This is a genomic window from Candidatus Accumulibacter necessarius (assembly GCF_036625085.1).
Genome location: NZ_JAZKUM010000011.1, coordinates 32,064 through 48,214, shown reverse-complemented (window position 1 = coordinate 48,214; position 16,151 = coordinate 32,064). Strand labels below are relative to the sequence as shown.

Sequence of the window (16,151 nt, the reverse complement as noted above, 5' to 3'; positions counted from 1 at the left end):
CCTTTCGTGTTGAACCGCTGCAACTTCCGGGCCTTTGCTACCAACTCAGCTAGATCCGCATCGGCATCACGACGTACTTGAATCGGTCGTTGCCCGGGATGGTCAACAGCGCACTTGAATTGGCGTCGTTGAAACCCCACTCGATGATGTCGTCGGCCGTATTGTTCAGGACATCAAGCAGATAGGACACATTGAAACCGACGTCCAGGGGCTCGCCGCTGTAATCCACTTCAATCTCTTCCTGCGCTTCCTCCTGTTCAGCATTGGCGGCCATGATCTTCAAACTGCCGTCCGCGAGGACCAAGCGAACGCCACGAAACTTCTCGTTGGTCAGAATTGCCGCTCTGATCATCGACTGCAGCAGAAGACTGCGCTCCACGGCCACGACATTCCGGAGCGCTGTCGGTATGACCCTCTGATAATCCGGGAATCTCCCATCGATCAGCTTCGAAACAAGATTGATCTGTCCAAACTGGAAGCGGATTTGCGCCGGCAGAATCTCGATCGACAAAGGCTCATCGCTATCGGCGAGCAAACGATTCAGTTCGATCACCGTCTTGCGCGGCAGAATGACTTCCTGACGCTGGCCGCTATCCGGAGGTGATGCATCCCCTGTATCACCGAGGGCCATGCTCGCATAGGCAAGCCGATGACCATCGGTCGCTACGGCACGCAGCTCACCGCCTTCAACGAGCAAGAGGAGCCCGTTGAGGTAATAGCGAACGTCCTGCGTCGCCATCGAATAATGGGTTTGCGCGAGCAAATGACGAAACTGCTTCTGGCTTACCGCAAACCTCCTGGCTTCCCCCTCGGAAAGCGCCATGCACGGAAAGTCGTCAGCAGGCAAGGTCTGCAGGTTGAAGCGGCTCTTTCCCGCTTTCACCTGCATCCGTCTGTCCTCGAGAATGAGGCTGACTTCCGCGGCTTCCGGCAGTGAGCGCAGGATCTCCTGTAACTTTCGGGCACCAACGGTGACCGCGCCATCGCCCTCACCGCTGGCGCCGGTCGTGGACGTGGTGATCTGGATCTCGATGTCGGTCGCCAGCAGCGTCAGCACCTGTCCCCTCTTTTCGAGCAGAACATTGGAAAGGATCGGCAACGTGTGACGTCTTTCCACTATCCCGGAAACTGCCTGCAAGGGTGCCAAAAGAACGTCTCGCCGTGTTTTGATAAGAAGCATATATATAAATCCTAAAAAGACTATGGTCCGGTCAAGTCTGTTGATACATACAATTTTTATAATTTAATCAATAAGTTATATATCATTTCACGACTGTATAAGGGCGGTATCGTGTTGTGTACTCATTCTTACAACTTATCCACAAGCCCTTCTCGCACGTCTTGTTCACTATTCCTCAACAACTTTTCCACTGATTCGTCCCCAGGGCTGAGTCAGCCCTTGAGCACCTGCTGCAGCACATGCACGTCGTGATTGAGGTCGTTATCCCGGGTACGCAGTTCATCAATCGTTCGTACAGCATGCAGTACTGTCGTATGGTCACGACCACCAAAGGCACTGCCGATAGACGGATAGCTTTGCGAGGTCAGATTCTTTGCCAGCCACATGGCGATCTGCCGCGGTCGGACAATCACCCGAGTTCTCTTCTTCGAAAACAGGTCGGCTACCTTGATCTTGAAATACTCGGCCACGGTCTTCTGGATGTTCTCGACCGTGATCTGCCGGTTGACCGAACCGATCATGTCCTTGAGAGCCTCCTTGGCCAGATCGAGTGCTATGTTCTGACCGTGAAACGCGGAGTAGGCGAGGACCTTTTTCAGCGCTCCCTCCAGTTCGCGAACATTGGAGCGCAGATGTTTGGCGACGTAAAAAGCGACCTCGTCGTCGAGTGCTACTCCCTCCGCCTCCGCTTTCCTTTGCAGGATCGCAACGCGCATTTCCGTTTCCGGCGGCTCTATCTGAACCGTCAGTCCCCAGTCGAAACGGGTTACCAGACGATCCTCCAGACCGGAAATGTTTTTCGGATAGGTGTCACAGCTGATGACAATCTGTTTCTTTGCCTCACTCAGCGCGTTGAAGACGTAGAAAAACTCTTCCTGCGTTCGGTTCTTGCCGTTGAAGAACTGAACGTCGTCGAGCAGCAGCACGTCCAGTGACCGATAGTAGCGCTTGAACACGTCGAATGACTTCTGCTGGTAAGCACGAACGACGTCGGAATAGTAGTCCTCGGCATGGACGTAACGCACCACCTTTTCCGGGCAATGTTCGAGAATCTGGTTGCCGATCGCGTGTACCAGGTGGGTCTTGCCAAGACCAGCGCCGCCATAGATGAACAAGGGGTTGTAAGTCGCTTCGCCAGGACTGAGGGCGACGCGCCTGGCGGCTGCCCGCGCGAGATCGTTTGCCTTTCCCACGACCAGGTTGTCGAAGGTGAAAGTAGGGATCAACCTGGTTTTCTCGTAGCTCGACCGGTCCTTCTCAACCGGAGCCGCCATTCTCGCCATCGTACCAACGGCAACCATCTTCCCGGCCGTGGGGTTCGCAGCCCTGCCAGTCGCACCTGAAACCTGAGTCGGCGCTACAGCGACACGTTCGCCCAAGGTCAGCGTGATGTTGACGGGAACCGAGAAGTACTCGCTTCCCAGTGCTTCAATTCTTGCCAGATAACGCTCCTTGACCCACTTCAGGATGAAACCGTTTGGCGCCAGCAAGCGCAAGCCGCGCGCCAAGTCCTCTTCACCGTCAAGACGCAGGGGCCGGATCCAGGTATTGAATTGCTGCGGCGGGAGTTCCTGTTCGAACTGGCTCAGGCAGGACGACCAGAAGCTACTCATTGGCGATCATGACGGTAAATTCTGACGTGGGGCAAAGGTCTGGGTGGCTGAAGATGCTGCATTTTTCTTTCTTGAACTCAACAACATCAGTGGGCATCGCTGGCAGCGGCAAGCTAACCAGCAGACGCGTCAGCTTGCCGCTGGGAGTCTGGTGCCATCTCTTGCCGAGAATTCCTAAACGCAAATTCTAACCCGTTGGGGCGAAGTTATCCACAGCTCGAACAAAAATATGGCCTTGACAAAGGTCTCGCGGAGGCTGTCTAATTGCACGTTTTTCTTGCTTTGACTTCAAGGGTTTAACCATGAAACGTACCTATCAACCGTCGGTTGTTCGCCGCAAGCGCACGCACGGCTTCCTCGTTCGCATGTCTACCCGTGGCGGTCGTGCCGTAATCAGGGCCCGTCGTGCCAAAGGTCGTCACCGCCTGGCCGTTTGAGCGGTAGCTCCCTTGCCACGGGCGATCTTGCACTAGCATCTGCCACTTTTCCGAAGCACTACCGCCTGATCAAAACGGATGAGTATTCATCCGTTTTTGGTTTCAGGAGGGCACTGAAAAGTCGGCATTTCCTGCTACATTATCGCCCGCGTGGTGTCGACGAAGTGCCGGGAGCTCGGCTAGGACTGGTTGTTGCCAAGCGCTTCCTGCGTCGCTCCGTTGATCGAAACCTTCTTCGACGTCTGGCCAGGGAGCAGTTCCGCCTGCTGCGGGCGCAGCTTCGCTCAAGCGATTTCGTGCTACGGTTGGCCGTCAAGCCATCAACTCTTGATCGGCAAGCCATGGCGCAGGAAATCAATGCCTTGTTGAGCAAGGCGACCTCACCTCAACGATGAGCCGATGAAACAGTTGCTGCTGGCGTTGATAGCCTTTTACCGATACGCGGTCAGCCCCATGCTCGGCCGCCGCTGCCGGTTTTTCCCCAGTTGTTCCGAGTACGCAGCAGACGCCGTCGAGAAGTATGGCGCCATCAAAGGGGCAGGTCTGTCCCTGCGCCGACTGTGCCGCTGTCATCCGTGGAATCCAGGCGGTTTTGACCCAGTACCCTGAACAGCAATCAAATCGTATAGGTTTTCATGGATAACCGACGCCTGCTCCTCCTCCTTGTTTTTTCGTTCTCGCTGGTGATGCTCTGGGACGCCTGGCAGAAGTACAACCAGCCGAAGGCCGTTGCTTCAATCACGGTCAGCACGGCCGAAACGCCGACACCACAGCCGACCTCAAGCCTGCACGCACCGCTTCCGGTGGCACCTGTGACTGCCGCCGTGCCTGGTGCTGAACGAGCCGAAACAGTCGTCGTCAAGACCGATCTGTTGAGTGCCGAGATTTCGAAGCAGGGTGGTGACATCGTCCGCCTCGAGTTCAATCACTACAAGGACAGCGTCAACAAGAAAAAGGACTTCGCGCTTTTTGAGGCCAAGCATCAGTACGTCGCGCAGAGCGGTCTGATCGGTGACAACCTGCCCAATCACAAGACCGTCTTTTCTGCGGTAGCGGGCAAGAGAGAGCTCGGCAGTGACGCCGAGACCCTGGAGCTTCGCCTGGAGGCACCGACGACCAACGGCGTCAGCGTGGCCAAAGTCTATACCTTCACCCGCGGCAGCTATCTGATCAACGTCGCCTATGAAATCGACAACAAGGGCGAGAAGGAGATCGCAGCGCACGCCTACTATCAGTTGCAGCGCGACATTAAGGCGCCTGATGGTGAAAGTTCGATGGTCTCGACCTTCACCGGCCCGGCAGTCTATACCGACCAGGAAAAGTTCCAGAAGGTCGCCTTTGCCGACATCGAGAAAGGCAAGGCCAACTTCGCAACCAAGGCAGATAACGGCTGGCTTGCCATGATTCAGCACTACTTTGTCTCTGCCTGGATTCCGGAGCCCGGATTACCGCGCGAGTTTTACATGCGGATGGTGGAAAACAGCGTCAGTCCTGCCGTTGCGGCGGGGGTCATTGTGCCGGCACCGGTTGCTGCGCCCGGCACCAAGGCCACCCTTTCGGTGCCAATCTATGCCGGCCCACAGATTCAGACAACGCTTGAACAACTTGCCAAGCCCAAGGCAGACGGCGGTATTGGCGCGCAGGGCCTGCCGCTGGTGGTCGACTATGGCTGGTTGACAATCATCGCTGCGCCGATCTTCTGGTGCCTCGAAGCCATCTACAAGGTGGTCGGTAACTGGGGCTGGGCGATCGTCCTGCTCACCGTGTGCATCAAACTGCTGTTCTTCCCGCTGTCGGCGGCCAGCTACAAGTCAATGGCCAAGATGAAGACCGTCACGCCGCGGCTGATGGCCCTCAAGGAACGCTATGGCGACGACCGCCAGAAGCTCAACCAGGAGATGATGGCGCTCTACAAGCGTGAAAAGATCAACCCGCTCGGCGGCTGCCTGCCCATAGCCGTGCAAATCCCGGTTTTCATCGCCCTCTACTGGGCCTTGCTGGGTGCCGTTGAAATCCGCGATGCACCGTGGATCCTCTGGATTACCGACCTCTCGGCGCAGGATCCCTATTATGTTCTGCCGGTGATCATGGTCGTCACCATGTTGATCCAGACCAAGCTCAATCCCACCCCGCCCGATCCGATTCAGGCCAAGGTGATGATGATGATGCCGTTCATTTTTGGCGCGATGTTCTTCTTCTTCCCGGCCGGCCTGGTGCTCTACTGGGTGGTGAACAACATCCTTTCGATAGCCCAGCAATGGCAGATCACAAGGATGATCGAACGTGGCGGAAAAGCCGCCAACGACAGCAAGGCCTGAGGCAACCATAGCCGCCATCGCGACCGCTGCTGGTCGCGGTGGTATCGGCGTCATCCGCGTCTCGGGAAAAGGCCTCCTCGCGTTTGCTGAAGCAATTAGCGGCAAACGGCCGGCCGCCCGAGTGGCAACGCTCACCGATTTCTCGGCGGCTGACCGGAGCGTGATCGACACCGGGCTGCTGCTGTACTTCCCGGCGCCAGGCTCCTTTACCGGCGAGGATGTCCTCGAGCTGCACGGCCACGGTGGGCCCGTGGTCATGCAGATGCTGCTGGCGCGCTGCCTCGAACTTGGTGCACGACTCGCCGAACCCGGCGAGTTCACGCGCCGGGCCTACCTCAACGGCAAACTCGACCTGGCGCAGGCCGAGGCGGTCATCGATCTGATCGACGCGGCGACGACAGCCGCCGCCCGTAGCGCCGTGCGCTCGCTGCAGGGCGAGTTTTCCAGGGAAGTGAACGCCCTGCTGGCGCAACTGACCGAACTCCGCGCCCTGGTCGAAGCCACCCTCGACTTTCCCGACGAGGAAGTCGACTTCCTCGAAGCGGCCGATGCCTTTGGCCGCCTTGAGCGCCTGCAGCAGTGCTTGACTCAGGTGTTCGACCGCGCCCAGCAGGGCCGGCTGCTGCAGGGCGGCCTGCACGTCGTACTCGCCGGCCAGCCGAATGTCGGCAAATCCAGCCTGCTCAACCGGCTGGCCGGCGACGAGCTGGCAATCGTTACCCCGCTTCCCGGCACGACGCGAGATCTGGTGCGCAGCACCTTGCAGATTCATGGTATCCCGCTGCATGTGATCGACACCGCAGGCTTGCGCGAGACCGACGACGAGATCGAGAAGATCGGTATTGAACGCACCTGGCGCGAGATCGAACGCGCCGACGTAGTCGTCCTGCTGGTTGATGCGCGCACCGGTGTCGGCCCCGCCGACCGGGCCATCATGGCTCAGTTTCCTGCTCAGCTTGCTCGGCTGACGGTCTACAACAAGATCGATCTGGTCTCCCTGGCAGCTGAACGCCGCGAAGAAGCCGATGCCGTGGCGATTGCCCTGTCTGCCAGGACCGGCGCCGGCATCGAACTGCTGCGTCAGGAGTTGTTGCGCATCGCTGGCTGGCATCCCGCCGAAGATGTCTTCATTGCCCGAGAACGTCACCTGCGCGCCCTCACCGAAACCTGCCGACATATGGACCGCGCGCGCGAACAATTGCCGCGGCTGGAACTCTTTGCCGAGGAGCTTCGCCTAGCGCAGTTGTCGCTGAGCGCCATCACCGGCGAATTCAGTGCCGATGACCTTCTGGGCGAGATCTTCGGGCGCTTTTGTATTGGCAAGTGAGTATTACGAGTATTTAAGGGACGTATTTAAGGGACAGTATATTAATTTGAGGGTAAATAGAGCCGCATTACGGGGACAGTATATTCATTAGAGGGAAAGGAGGGAGAGGGGACCACGGTCGACATACGTTGGGCAACTGAACGGCTGTCCCCCTTGCAATTCCCTTGCAAATAGGTTGAAATTCGTGGTGTCGCCTTGGGGATTCGACCCTTCTGGGGGTCGGCTGGTGGATTGGGGGGGTTTTCCGCTCTGAAGATTGGCCGCTGACAACAGCGAACCGGAGACCGGATACCCTCGGGCTGCTCAACAGCGCCTCAGGGAAAACGCCGCAAACTGCTCACCCACAGGACAGCCAGCTCCAGACGCCAGGACCCCCAGGATGAAGAGACCCCGCGCCCCGTCTCCGACCATACCGCGCTGGCCCCACTGGACCCCCCGTGCCCTTCTCGCCATCGCCGCCCTGCTCGGCGCCCCGGCCGCCTGGAGCGCCACCTGCAGCTACCCCAACTTCGCAATCGGCTTCGAGATCTCCGCTCGCCAGGGCCCTGACAGCACCGGCAAATACCTCTTCGCCGTCTCGCCCCTGCGCTGCAACGCCAGTGGCAGCGTCATCCACGACAGCGGCCTCGGCTTTTCCGACGGCTACGAAATGGGCTGGTACACCCCGACCGCCATCCGGGAAGCCCTCCAGAAATCCTTCCTCTTCAACCTCAAAGCCTTTGAAGGCTGGTGCCGCCTGCACTACCTCGGCATCCACCGGACGTACCGCGGCGAAGTCGCCGGCGTCGACGTCAACCGCTATCCCGTCCAGCCGACGCCCCACCTCGGCGTCTTCCCCAGCCCCCTCCACCTGCCGCTCGGCGACACCCCGCAAACCTACCTGCGCGATGCCGTCGCCGAACTGGACAGTAACCTGTGCCATCTACCGGCCCAGATCAAGGAAGCGCAAAGCTGTATCGGCAACCCCATCGTCCCCGGCCAGGGCTGCAAGCGCCAGCAAGAAACCGACTACCGCGCTGCCGGCACCTCACCACTCGACTTCGTCCGCCACTACGACAGCCAGAACCCCTACCACGACTTCAGCGCACCGCCGCGCCCGCTCGGCAACCGCTGGCGGCACAACCACGAAGTCAGTCTCAACCCCAGCGTCCCCGGCCTCGTCGTCGTCCAGCGCGAAGACGGCCAGATCCACCACTACCGCCAATCCGGCAATGGCCCATGGACCGCCGACGCCGACCTCGTCGGCCAGCTCAGCCAGACCGGCCAAGGCTGGACCTGGCACGGCCCCGACGACGCCCGCGAAACCTTCGACCGCAGCGGCCGCCGCCTCAGCCGCACCCTCGCCGACGGCCGCCGCCTCAGCTACACCTACGACGCAACCGGTCGCCTCAGCGAAGTCAGGGACCCGGCCGACCGCCGCCTGCAACTCACTTACGACCCCGACGGTCGCCTGAGCACCCTCACCGACCCCGCCGGCCAGGCCACCACCTACCGCTACGACCCCGACGGCTCACTCGACACCGTCCGCTACCCCGATCACAGCGAACGACGCTACACCTACACCCAGGTCACCGTCGCCGGCCAGCGCCAACCGGCCCTGCTCACTGGCCTCATCGACGAAAACGCCACCCCCTACGCCAGCTGGACCTACGACGCCAACGCCCGCGCCACCAGCAGCGAACACGCTGGCGGCGTCGACCGGCACCAGCTCACCTACCAAACCAGCGGGGACCAGATCACCGGCGTCACCCTCACCCACCCCCTCAACGCCGTCAGCCAGCACAGCTACCAGGCCATCCTCGGCGTCAACAAAGTCAGCCGCAGCAGCCACCCCCTGCTTCCCGGCCTCAGCCAGACCTACACCTACGACGCCAACGGCAACCTCAGCCGCCGCACCGACTTCAACGGCCGCCTCGACACCACCCAGCACGACCTCAGCCGCAACCTCGAAACCCGCCGCAGCGAAGCCACCGGCCAGGCCGAAATGCGCACCGTCTCCACGCAGTGGCACGCCACCTGGCGCCGCCCCGTCCAGCGGGCCGAACCGAATCGCCTCAGCACCTGGACCTACCACGGCGACCCCCTCGCCGGCAGCCCCGTCAGCTGCGCCCCCGATCCCCAGCCGCTCGCCCTCGTCTGCCAGCACAGCGAACAGGCCACCACCGACACCGACGGCAGCAGCGGCTTCAACGCCACCCTGACCGGCCAGCCCCGCACCTGGACCTACCGCTACAACGAGCAGGGCCAGATCCTCAGCGCCGACGGCCCGCGCATCGACCTCGCCGACCTCAACAGTTACCGCTACTACGACCTCGACGATCCCGACCCCGGCCGGCGCGGCCAGCTCGCCAGCATCACCAACGCCCTCGGACAACGCACCGAGATCACCGCCTACAACGAACATGGCCAGCCGCTCACCCTCATCGACGCCAACGGCAGCGTCACCACGCTCGGCTACGACCCCCGCCAGCGCCTCACCAGCCGCAGCGTCGACGGCGAAGTCACCACCATCACCTACGACCCCGCCGGACAGATCACCCGCATCACCCTCCCCGACGGCAGCCACCTCGACTACACCCGGGACCCCGCGCATCGCCTCACCACCCTCAGCGACGGCCTCGGCAATCAGATCCGCTACACCCTCGACGCCCAGGGCAACCGCCTGCACGAAGCAATCCACGACGCCACCGGCCAGCTCGCCCAGACCCGCCAACGCCTCTACGACAAGCTCGGCCGTCTCGCCCAGGAGATCGGCGCCCGCGGCCAGATCACCGCCTACGAACACGACGCCCAGGGCAACCGTAGCCGCATCACCGACCCGCTCAACCAGCAGACCGTCCTCGCCTACGACGCCCTCGACCGCCTGCGCCAGGTCACCGACGCCGCCGGTGGCCAGACCCACTACCAGTACGACGGCCAGGACCGCCTGCGCCGCGTCACCGACCCGAGAAACCTCGCCACCACCTACACCATCGACGGCCTCGGCAACCGGACACAGCAGCACAGCCCCGACAGTGGCCTGACCAGCAGCCGCCATGACGCCGCCGGCAACGAAATCAGCCGCACCGACGGCAAGGGCCAGACCACCACCTTCGACTACGACGCCCTCAACCGCCTCAGCCGCATCCACTACGCCGACGGCCGGCGCAGCGATGTCCTCTGGGACCAGGGCGCCAACGGCATCGGCCGCCTGAGCCGCATCGAAGACCGGCAGAACGACCAGCTCATCAGCCGTCTCGAGAACACCTACGACCCGCCGGGCCGCCTGATCCGCCAGACCCGCAGCGTCGGCCAGGCGAGCCACACCCTCACCTGGACCTGGTCAGCCGGCCGCCTCACCGGCTTCACCACCGCCAGCGGCCGCCACCTCGCCTACAGCCGCGACAGCAACGGCCGCATCAGCGCAATCCACCTGACCGATAGCGCCCCCGGCGGCGACGGCCGCACGCGGCTGATCGCCAGCGAAATCAGCTATCACCCCTTCGGCGGCGTCCACAGCTACCGCGACGGTGCCGGCCAGAAGCACACCCGCAATCAGGACCAGGACGGCCGTCCGAGCAGCTACACTCTCGGCAACGAGCACTGGCTGCTCAGCCACGATGCCGCCGGCCGCCTCAGCGCCCAGTTCGACGCCGCGCAGGCAGCGCGCAGCGCGACCTACGGCTACGACAGCCTGGACCGCCTGACCAGCGCCAGCCTGCCCCACACCCGCTACGGCTACACCTGGGACGCCACCGGCAACCGTCTGAGTCACACCCTCGGCGGCACGACCCGCTCCTACACCCTCGACCCGGCCAGCAACCGCCTGCAGCGTGTCGACAGCACCCCGCCGAAGCACTACAGCTGGGACGCCAACGGCAGCCTGGTCAGCGATGGAGCCAGCCAGTTCGCCTACGACGGCCAGGGCCGCCTCGCCCAGACCACCACCGCCGCCGGAATCACCCGCTACGAGTACAACGGCCTCGGCGAACGCGTCCGCAAGATCGACGTCACCGACACCGTCTACGGTTACGACCCCGAAGGTCGCCTGATCGCCGAAAGCGCCGCCGACGGCACCGTCCAGCGCGAATACCTGTGGCTCGAAGACCTGCCCGTCGCGGTGCTGCAATGAAGCCGAACGACTGCCTCACCCCCGCAAGCTCCCTGCGCCGGTGGTTTGCCCGCCTGATCGGTGGCCTTTGCTCCCTCTGCCTGGTCCTCCTGGCCGGCCAGGCCTGGGCCACCCCCTGCGACCTCGACCAGGATGGCGACGTCGACCTGGACGATGTTACCCAACTCCAGCGCTCGCTACCGGGCCGTCCCAAGGTCAGCGGCCCGGACGATCCCCGCGACCCGGATCGCAACGGCCGCATTGACATTCTCGATGCCCGCGTCTGCGTCCTGCGCTGTACGCTACCTCGTTGCGCCCGCGTCAGCCCGACGCCACCGACCGTCAGCCTCACCGCGCCGGTCGCTGACGCACGCTACCTCGCGCCGGCGACGATCACGCTGGCGGCGGATGCCAGCGGCGCCACGCCGGTGACCCGGGTCGAGTTCCTGGCCGACGCAACGGTCATCGCCACCGTCGGCAACAGCCCTTATACGGTCGACTGGCCGAACGTCGCGGCGGGGACTTACCAGCTGAGCGCGCGGGCGACCGACCGTGCCGGCGCGGCGACGACCAGCGGCGCGCGCCGGATCATTGTCGACAGCCACAACACGCCGCCGACGGTCAGTCTCACCGCACCGCTCGACGGCGCGGCCTATCCCCTGTCAGCGACCGTGACCCTGATGGCGACGGCCAGCGACGTGGAAGTCAACACCCCGATCAGCCGGGTGGACTTCTACCACGGTCAGACGCTGATCGGCGGCAGCACGACGGCTCCCTACCGTCTTGACTGGACGCCGCCCGCGGCGGGGGTCTACCGCCTCACCGCCCGGGCGACCGACAGCGCCGGCGCGACGACCATCAGCGCGGCGCACGACCTCACCGTCCAGGGCAACCTGCCACCGACGGTGAGCCTGACGAGCCCGGGGGCCAACCAGAGTTTCATGGCGCCGGCGACCGTCACGCTCACCGCTGACGCGAACGATCCCGACGGGGTGGCCCGGGTCGACTTCTTCCACGGGGCGACGCTGATCGGCAGCGCGGTGAGCAGTCCGTACCGCGTCGCCTGGAACCACGTTCCAGCCGGCCGCTACCTCCTGACCGCGCAGGCGACCGACCGTCTTGGGGCGAGCCAAACCAGCGCGGCGGTGCCGATCACGGTCAATGCGCCGGCCAGCGCCGGCCTGACGATCCTCTATCTGCACGCGGACCATCTCGGGACACCGCGCGTCGCGACGGACGAGAGCCAGACCGTCGTCTGGCGCAACCCGCCCACCACCGAGCCCTTCGGCATGGCCTTGCCGGAGGAGGACCCCGATGGCGACGGCCGGGTCACGACCATCAACCTGCGTTTCCCGGGGCAGTACTTCGACCAGGAGACGCAGGCGCACTACAACTACTTCAGGGATCATTACTTCCCGGAACTGGGAAGGTATGGGCAGAGTGATCCGATTGGGTTGGCGGGGGGGGGCAACGGGTACGCCTACGTCAAGTCCTCGCCCTTAAATTTTATTGATCCTCTTGGCTTATATACCGAGATTATTCAGTGGGGGTCTGGGCCGCGTTTTGCGAGTCGTTGGGGGCATATTTCTGGCAACATTAACGGAGAGAATTGGTCGTTTGGTCCGAAAGGTTGGGATTCACAACGGCCTTCTGCTGATGCCTATGCGAGGCGCCAAACCGAGCCTGACATTGACCGCGGCGGTCGCGGCATTGTCTTGGATTTGTCGCCATTTGAAGAAGCACTATTGAGAAAATGCCTGAAAGAGACAGGCGACTATCAGGAGATCAGGAATAATTGCGGTAATCCCTGGATTCGATGCCTCAGTCGCTTGGGGATCATAAATCCTGCAGACAAGGCGCGTGTTCTTCCGATGGATGTTTATCGAATAATTCATGATTCTCCTCGGGCTATCGGCAATAAGAAATATCCGGGTAAAAATTTACCAAGTGGGCAGTAATGCATAAATCGTTCGTTTCATTTATATGCATGCGAATGGCAAAATGCAGTACAGTGGTTATTGTTGCGGCAGCGATTTCGGCAGGCATGTACCTGCTGCACATAGGTGAAATCATTACGCTGCATGCAACAGGAACCACTATAGTTTATGCCAATCCCGTAAATCAGGACTTGGCTTATACTCTGGCTGAAGGTGAACAAGCGCACGTTCTCTCATGTGAGGACACGAAGAGCGATCTACTAATTCGAGTTCGTTTGAAAAATGGCGTAACGGGATACGTTTCGAGCGGGAGCTATTTCTTAGAGCGACACCGTATCAATCCCTATCTGCTATTTTCAAAGTACGATGAAATTACATTTGATTGCAAAGGGTTATTTGAGAGCAGACGAGGGACTTTGACGAGTTACAAAACAGGGACAGAGGCTCGCGGAGAATTGCGGAGACAGTATGCGTAATTAATTATGATCGCCATGCGATACGTAATTACGGTGACAGTATTTTAATTAACCGTGACGATATGCACTGCGCGAAACGCCAGTGACCAACGTCGAGTTCCTGGCTGACGCCACGGCCATCGCCACCGCCGACGACAGTCCTTATGCCGCTGACTCGCCGAACGCCACGGCCGGGGCTTACGACCTGGCCGCCCGGGCCACCGACAGCGCGGCGCACGACCTCACCGTCCAGGGCAACCTGCCACCGACGGTGAGCCTGACGAGCCCGGGGGCCAACCAGAGTTTCACGGCGCCGGCAACCGTCACGCTCACCGCTGACGCGAACGATCCCGACGGGGTGGCCCGGGTCGACTTCTTCCACGGTGCGACGTTGATCGGCAGCGCGGTGAGCAGTCCGTACCGCGTCGTCTGGAACCTCGTTCCTGCCAGCCGCTACCTCCTGACCGCGCAGGCGACCGACCGTCTTGGGGCGAGCCAGACCAGCGCGGCGGTGCCGATCACGGTCAATGCGCCGGCCAGCGCCGGCCTGACGATCCTCTATCTGCACGCGGACCATCTCGGGACACCGCGCGTCGCGACGGACGAGAGCCAGACCGTCGTCTGGCGCAACCCGCCCACCACCGAGCCCTTCGGCATGGCCTTGCCGGAGGAGGACCCCGATGGCGACGGCCGGCTGACGACGATCCATCTGCGCTTCCCGGGGCAGTACTTCGACCAGGAGACGCAGGCGCACTATAACTACTTCAGAGATCATTACTTCCCGGAACTGGGAAGGTATGGACAGAGTGATCCGATTGGGTTGGCGGGGGGGATCAATACTTACGGCTATGCGGAGGGGAGTCCGCTTAACTTTAGCGATCGAACGGGGCTCGAGACTGGGGTAACAATTTGGCAGCCAGTTGGCTTTGGGAGGTCCTCGTTCGGGCACGTCTCTACGGATATTAACGGGACCACCTATTCTTTTGGCCCTGGCGGGATGAGTGATATGCCGACGTCGAGCTACCGTGAAGCGAACGCCTTTAGAGACGGGATGGAAGTAAAGCTGAATCTCAAGCCCCAGCAGGAAAAAGCCTTGAAAGCATGCTTATCCTGGTCACGGGATGATTACAGCTCGATAAGCAACAATTGCGGTAACCCTGTCCAGAGATGCTTAAAAGTCTTGGGTATCGATACTGGAAATAAAATACTACCCGTATCACTCGGAAATAAATTGCTCGATTTAGATGCCGCAAATGGGGCGACGGGCTATCCGGCATCTCAACCGGGCAGTGGTTGGAGTGCACCTTGGGCAAAATAGTGGGGTGGCTAGTACCCGTGGCGGTGGGCATAGTCGCCCTGGTGATCGCTTATTTTTCGTTTCGTGCGGCGGGTAGTTTAAACCAAGGTTATTCTTGGCAGGAGATGGACTGGCACCAAAATGGCAGTACATCTCTAGGAGACTTCTTTGCCGCCAGCGATATAGGAAAGCGAGAAGTGAGTCAGAGGGGCAAAAAATGTATCGAGTATTACTATTACAAAGACGGCCTACCCGTCAAAACGGTATGCGCTGGTGATGGACAGCCGGTCCAATGAGTAATCCCGGAATTACGGGGACAGCCCGAATTCCGCAATTACGGTGACAGTCTCCTAATTAACTCTGACGACAAGCGCTGTGCGCAACGCCGGTGACCCAGGTCGAGTTCCTGGCTGACCCGGCAGGCATCCGCCGCTACATCTCGATGCGGCCGCCGGGTCGAAAAGTGTCGGAATTTTTTACAGTAGGCGTTTCTCGAAGAACAGTTCTGCGTAGCATCTATATGATCCATAGAGACTTTTCATTTCAGGCACAAATCTTGCACTTTAATCCGTGTCGGCCACATGGTATCGAGCACAGTGCTAGCATGGCCGTTTTTTCGGGGATTCTGGGGAGATCGACTCGATGAAAACCACGCACCTCTCACGAGCGCTGTTCGGCGCTGTTCTTGCGGGCCTCGTCTTCCTTTCGGGAGCGGCTTCAGCCTACACGCTCAGCTTCTCGCCGTCCACGCAAGACGTGGGGCTCGGCAGGGTCGCGACGGTCGACGTTCGCATTGCTGGCATCTTCCCCGGCACGCCAAACCAGGATGACGGCCTCGGTGCTTACGATTTCGACGTCGTCTACGATCCAGCCATCATCCGTTTCAAGAAGGCAACCGATGGTTTTTCACTGGGAACGTCAATCGGTCTGGGTGTCGACGACAATGGACAGAGCGGCAGACTGACGGTCAGCGATTTCTCGCTGGAGCCCGTGCCTGACCTTCTCGTTTGGCAGACTTTGCTCGTCCGCCAAGACGGTACCATGCGGCTGTTTTCCATCGAATTCGACACCCTTTTGCCCGGCACGACCCTGCTGGAATTCAAGACAGTCACTCTTGGCAACGTCTGGGGCGATCCACGAACGCCCACGCTGAGTACGGGCAGCATCACCGTGCTGCCTGCGGCTGTGCCGGAACCCGGCACGCTGGCTTTGCTTGCCGGTGCCGGGCTGATTACCCTTGGCGGTCGCCGGTTCAGGAGGGTGCGTACCGGCTGATCCGATCAGGGCAGCGTGGTCGCGAATCCTTCGGGGGATCGGGTTTACATCGTCGATAAAATCCACTAAGGTAAGCGGGACAAAACGCTCCAGACAACACCCGGCCCGGCCCGTGCAGCAGCACCCGGCGCTTCAAGCCACCTGCAAAGCGCAACAAACTGGCCGGCGCAACCACATCAAAAGCCGTCCACCTGCCGTGGGCGGAGCAGGCAGCACAGACTG

The 16,151-nt window shown here is 61.1% G+C and carries 12 protein-coding genes; 10 read left to right on the top strand and 2 right to left on the bottom strand.

Annotation, left to right across the window (positions count from 1 at the left end; translation table 11 throughout):
* Positions 1-49 precede the first annotated feature (49 nt).
* Positions 50-1,180: a DNA polymerase III subunit beta gene (gene dnaN, locus V5B44_RS22890; protein WP_332361354.1), complete on the bottom strand. Its 1,131-nt coding sequence runs from the start codon at positions 1,178-1,180 to the stop codon at positions 50-52.
* 212 nt (positions 1,181-1,392) lie between these two features.
* Positions 1,393-2,793, bottom strand: coding sequence for a chromosomal replication initiator protein DnaA (dnaA, locus tag V5B44_RS22885; RefSeq protein ID WP_332361353.1), 1,401 nt, complete (start codon positions 2,791-2,793; stop codon positions 1,393-1,395).
* Positions 2,794-3,095: 302 nt separating this feature from the next.
* On the opposite strand from dnaA, the gene rpmH reads away from it, so the two are divergent.
* The 10 genes from rpmH (at position 3,096) to V5B44_RS22835 (ending at position 15,929) form a co-directional block, all read left to right on the top strand.
* The gene (gene rpmH / locus V5B44_RS22880) at positions 3,096-3,230 is read left to right on the top strand and encodes a 50S ribosomal protein L34 (RefSeq protein WP_081444259.1); all 135 of its coding nucleotides are present in this window, start codon (positions 3,096-3,098) and stop codon (positions 3,228-3,230) included.
* A complete protein-coding gene (gene rnpA, locus V5B44_RS22875; protein WP_332361352.1) occupies positions 3,227-3,625 on the top strand; it encodes a ribonuclease P protein component in 399 nt (132 codons plus the stop codon). The genes rpmH and rnpA overlap by 4 nt, the downstream gene beginning before the upstream one ends.
* A gap of 4 nt (positions 3,626-3,629) precedes the next feature.
* Complete coding sequence (gene yidD, locus V5B44_RS22870; protein WP_332361351.1) at positions 3,630-3,839, top strand: membrane protein insertion efficiency factor YidD; 210 nt, start codon at positions 3,630-3,632, stop codon at positions 3,837-3,839.
* A gap of 26 nt (positions 3,840-3,865) precedes the next feature.
* Positions 3,866-5,548 (top strand): membrane protein insertase YidC, encoded by a 1,683-nt coding sequence (gene yidC / locus V5B44_RS22865; RefSeq protein WP_332361350.1) that lies wholly within the window; start codon positions 3,866-3,868, stop codon positions 5,546-5,548.
* Positions 5,514-6,875 carry a tRNA uridine-5-carboxymethylaminomethyl(34) synthesis GTPase MnmE gene (gene mnmE, locus V5B44_RS22860; protein ID WP_332361349.1) on the top strand — a complete coding sequence of 454 codons (1,362 nt, stop codon included), beginning with the start codon at positions 5,514-5,516 and terminating at the stop codon, positions 6,873-6,875. The genes yidC and mnmE overlap by 35 nt, the downstream gene beginning before the upstream one ends.
* A gap of 379 nt (positions 6,876-7,254) precedes the next feature.
* Positions 7,255-10,986, top strand: a complete 3,732-nt coding sequence (locus tag V5B44_RS22855; RefSeq protein WP_332357583.1) for a DUF6531 domain-containing protein — start codon at positions 7,255-7,257, stop codon at positions 10,984-10,986.
* Positions 10,983-12,923, top strand: coding sequence for an Ig-like domain-containing protein (locus V5B44_RS22850; RefSeq protein ID WP_332361348.1), 1,941 nt, complete (start codon positions 10,983-10,985; stop codon positions 12,921-12,923). Before V5B44_RS22855 ends, V5B44_RS22850 begins: the two co-directional genes overlap by 4 nt.
* Positions 12,924-13,460: 537 nt before the next feature.
* Positions 13,461-14,675 (top strand): RHS repeat-associated core domain-containing protein, encoded by a 1,215-nt coding sequence (locus V5B44_RS22845; RefSeq protein ID WP_332361347.1) that lies wholly within the window; start codon positions 13,461-13,463, stop codon positions 14,673-14,675.
* Positions 14,663-14,950 carry a hypothetical protein gene (locus tag V5B44_RS22840; protein ID WP_332361346.1) on the top strand — a complete coding sequence of 96 codons (288 nt, stop codon included), beginning with the start codon at positions 14,663-14,665 and terminating at the stop codon, positions 14,948-14,950. The genes V5B44_RS22845 and V5B44_RS22840 overlap by 13 nt, the downstream gene beginning before the upstream one ends.
* Positions 14,951-15,296: 346 nt before the next feature.
* Positions 15,297-15,929 (top strand): cohesin domain-containing protein, encoded by a 633-nt coding sequence (locus V5B44_RS22835; protein ID WP_332361345.1) that lies wholly within the window; start codon positions 15,297-15,299, stop codon positions 15,927-15,929.
* The last annotated feature ends 222 nt before the right edge of the window (positions 15,930-16,151 follow it).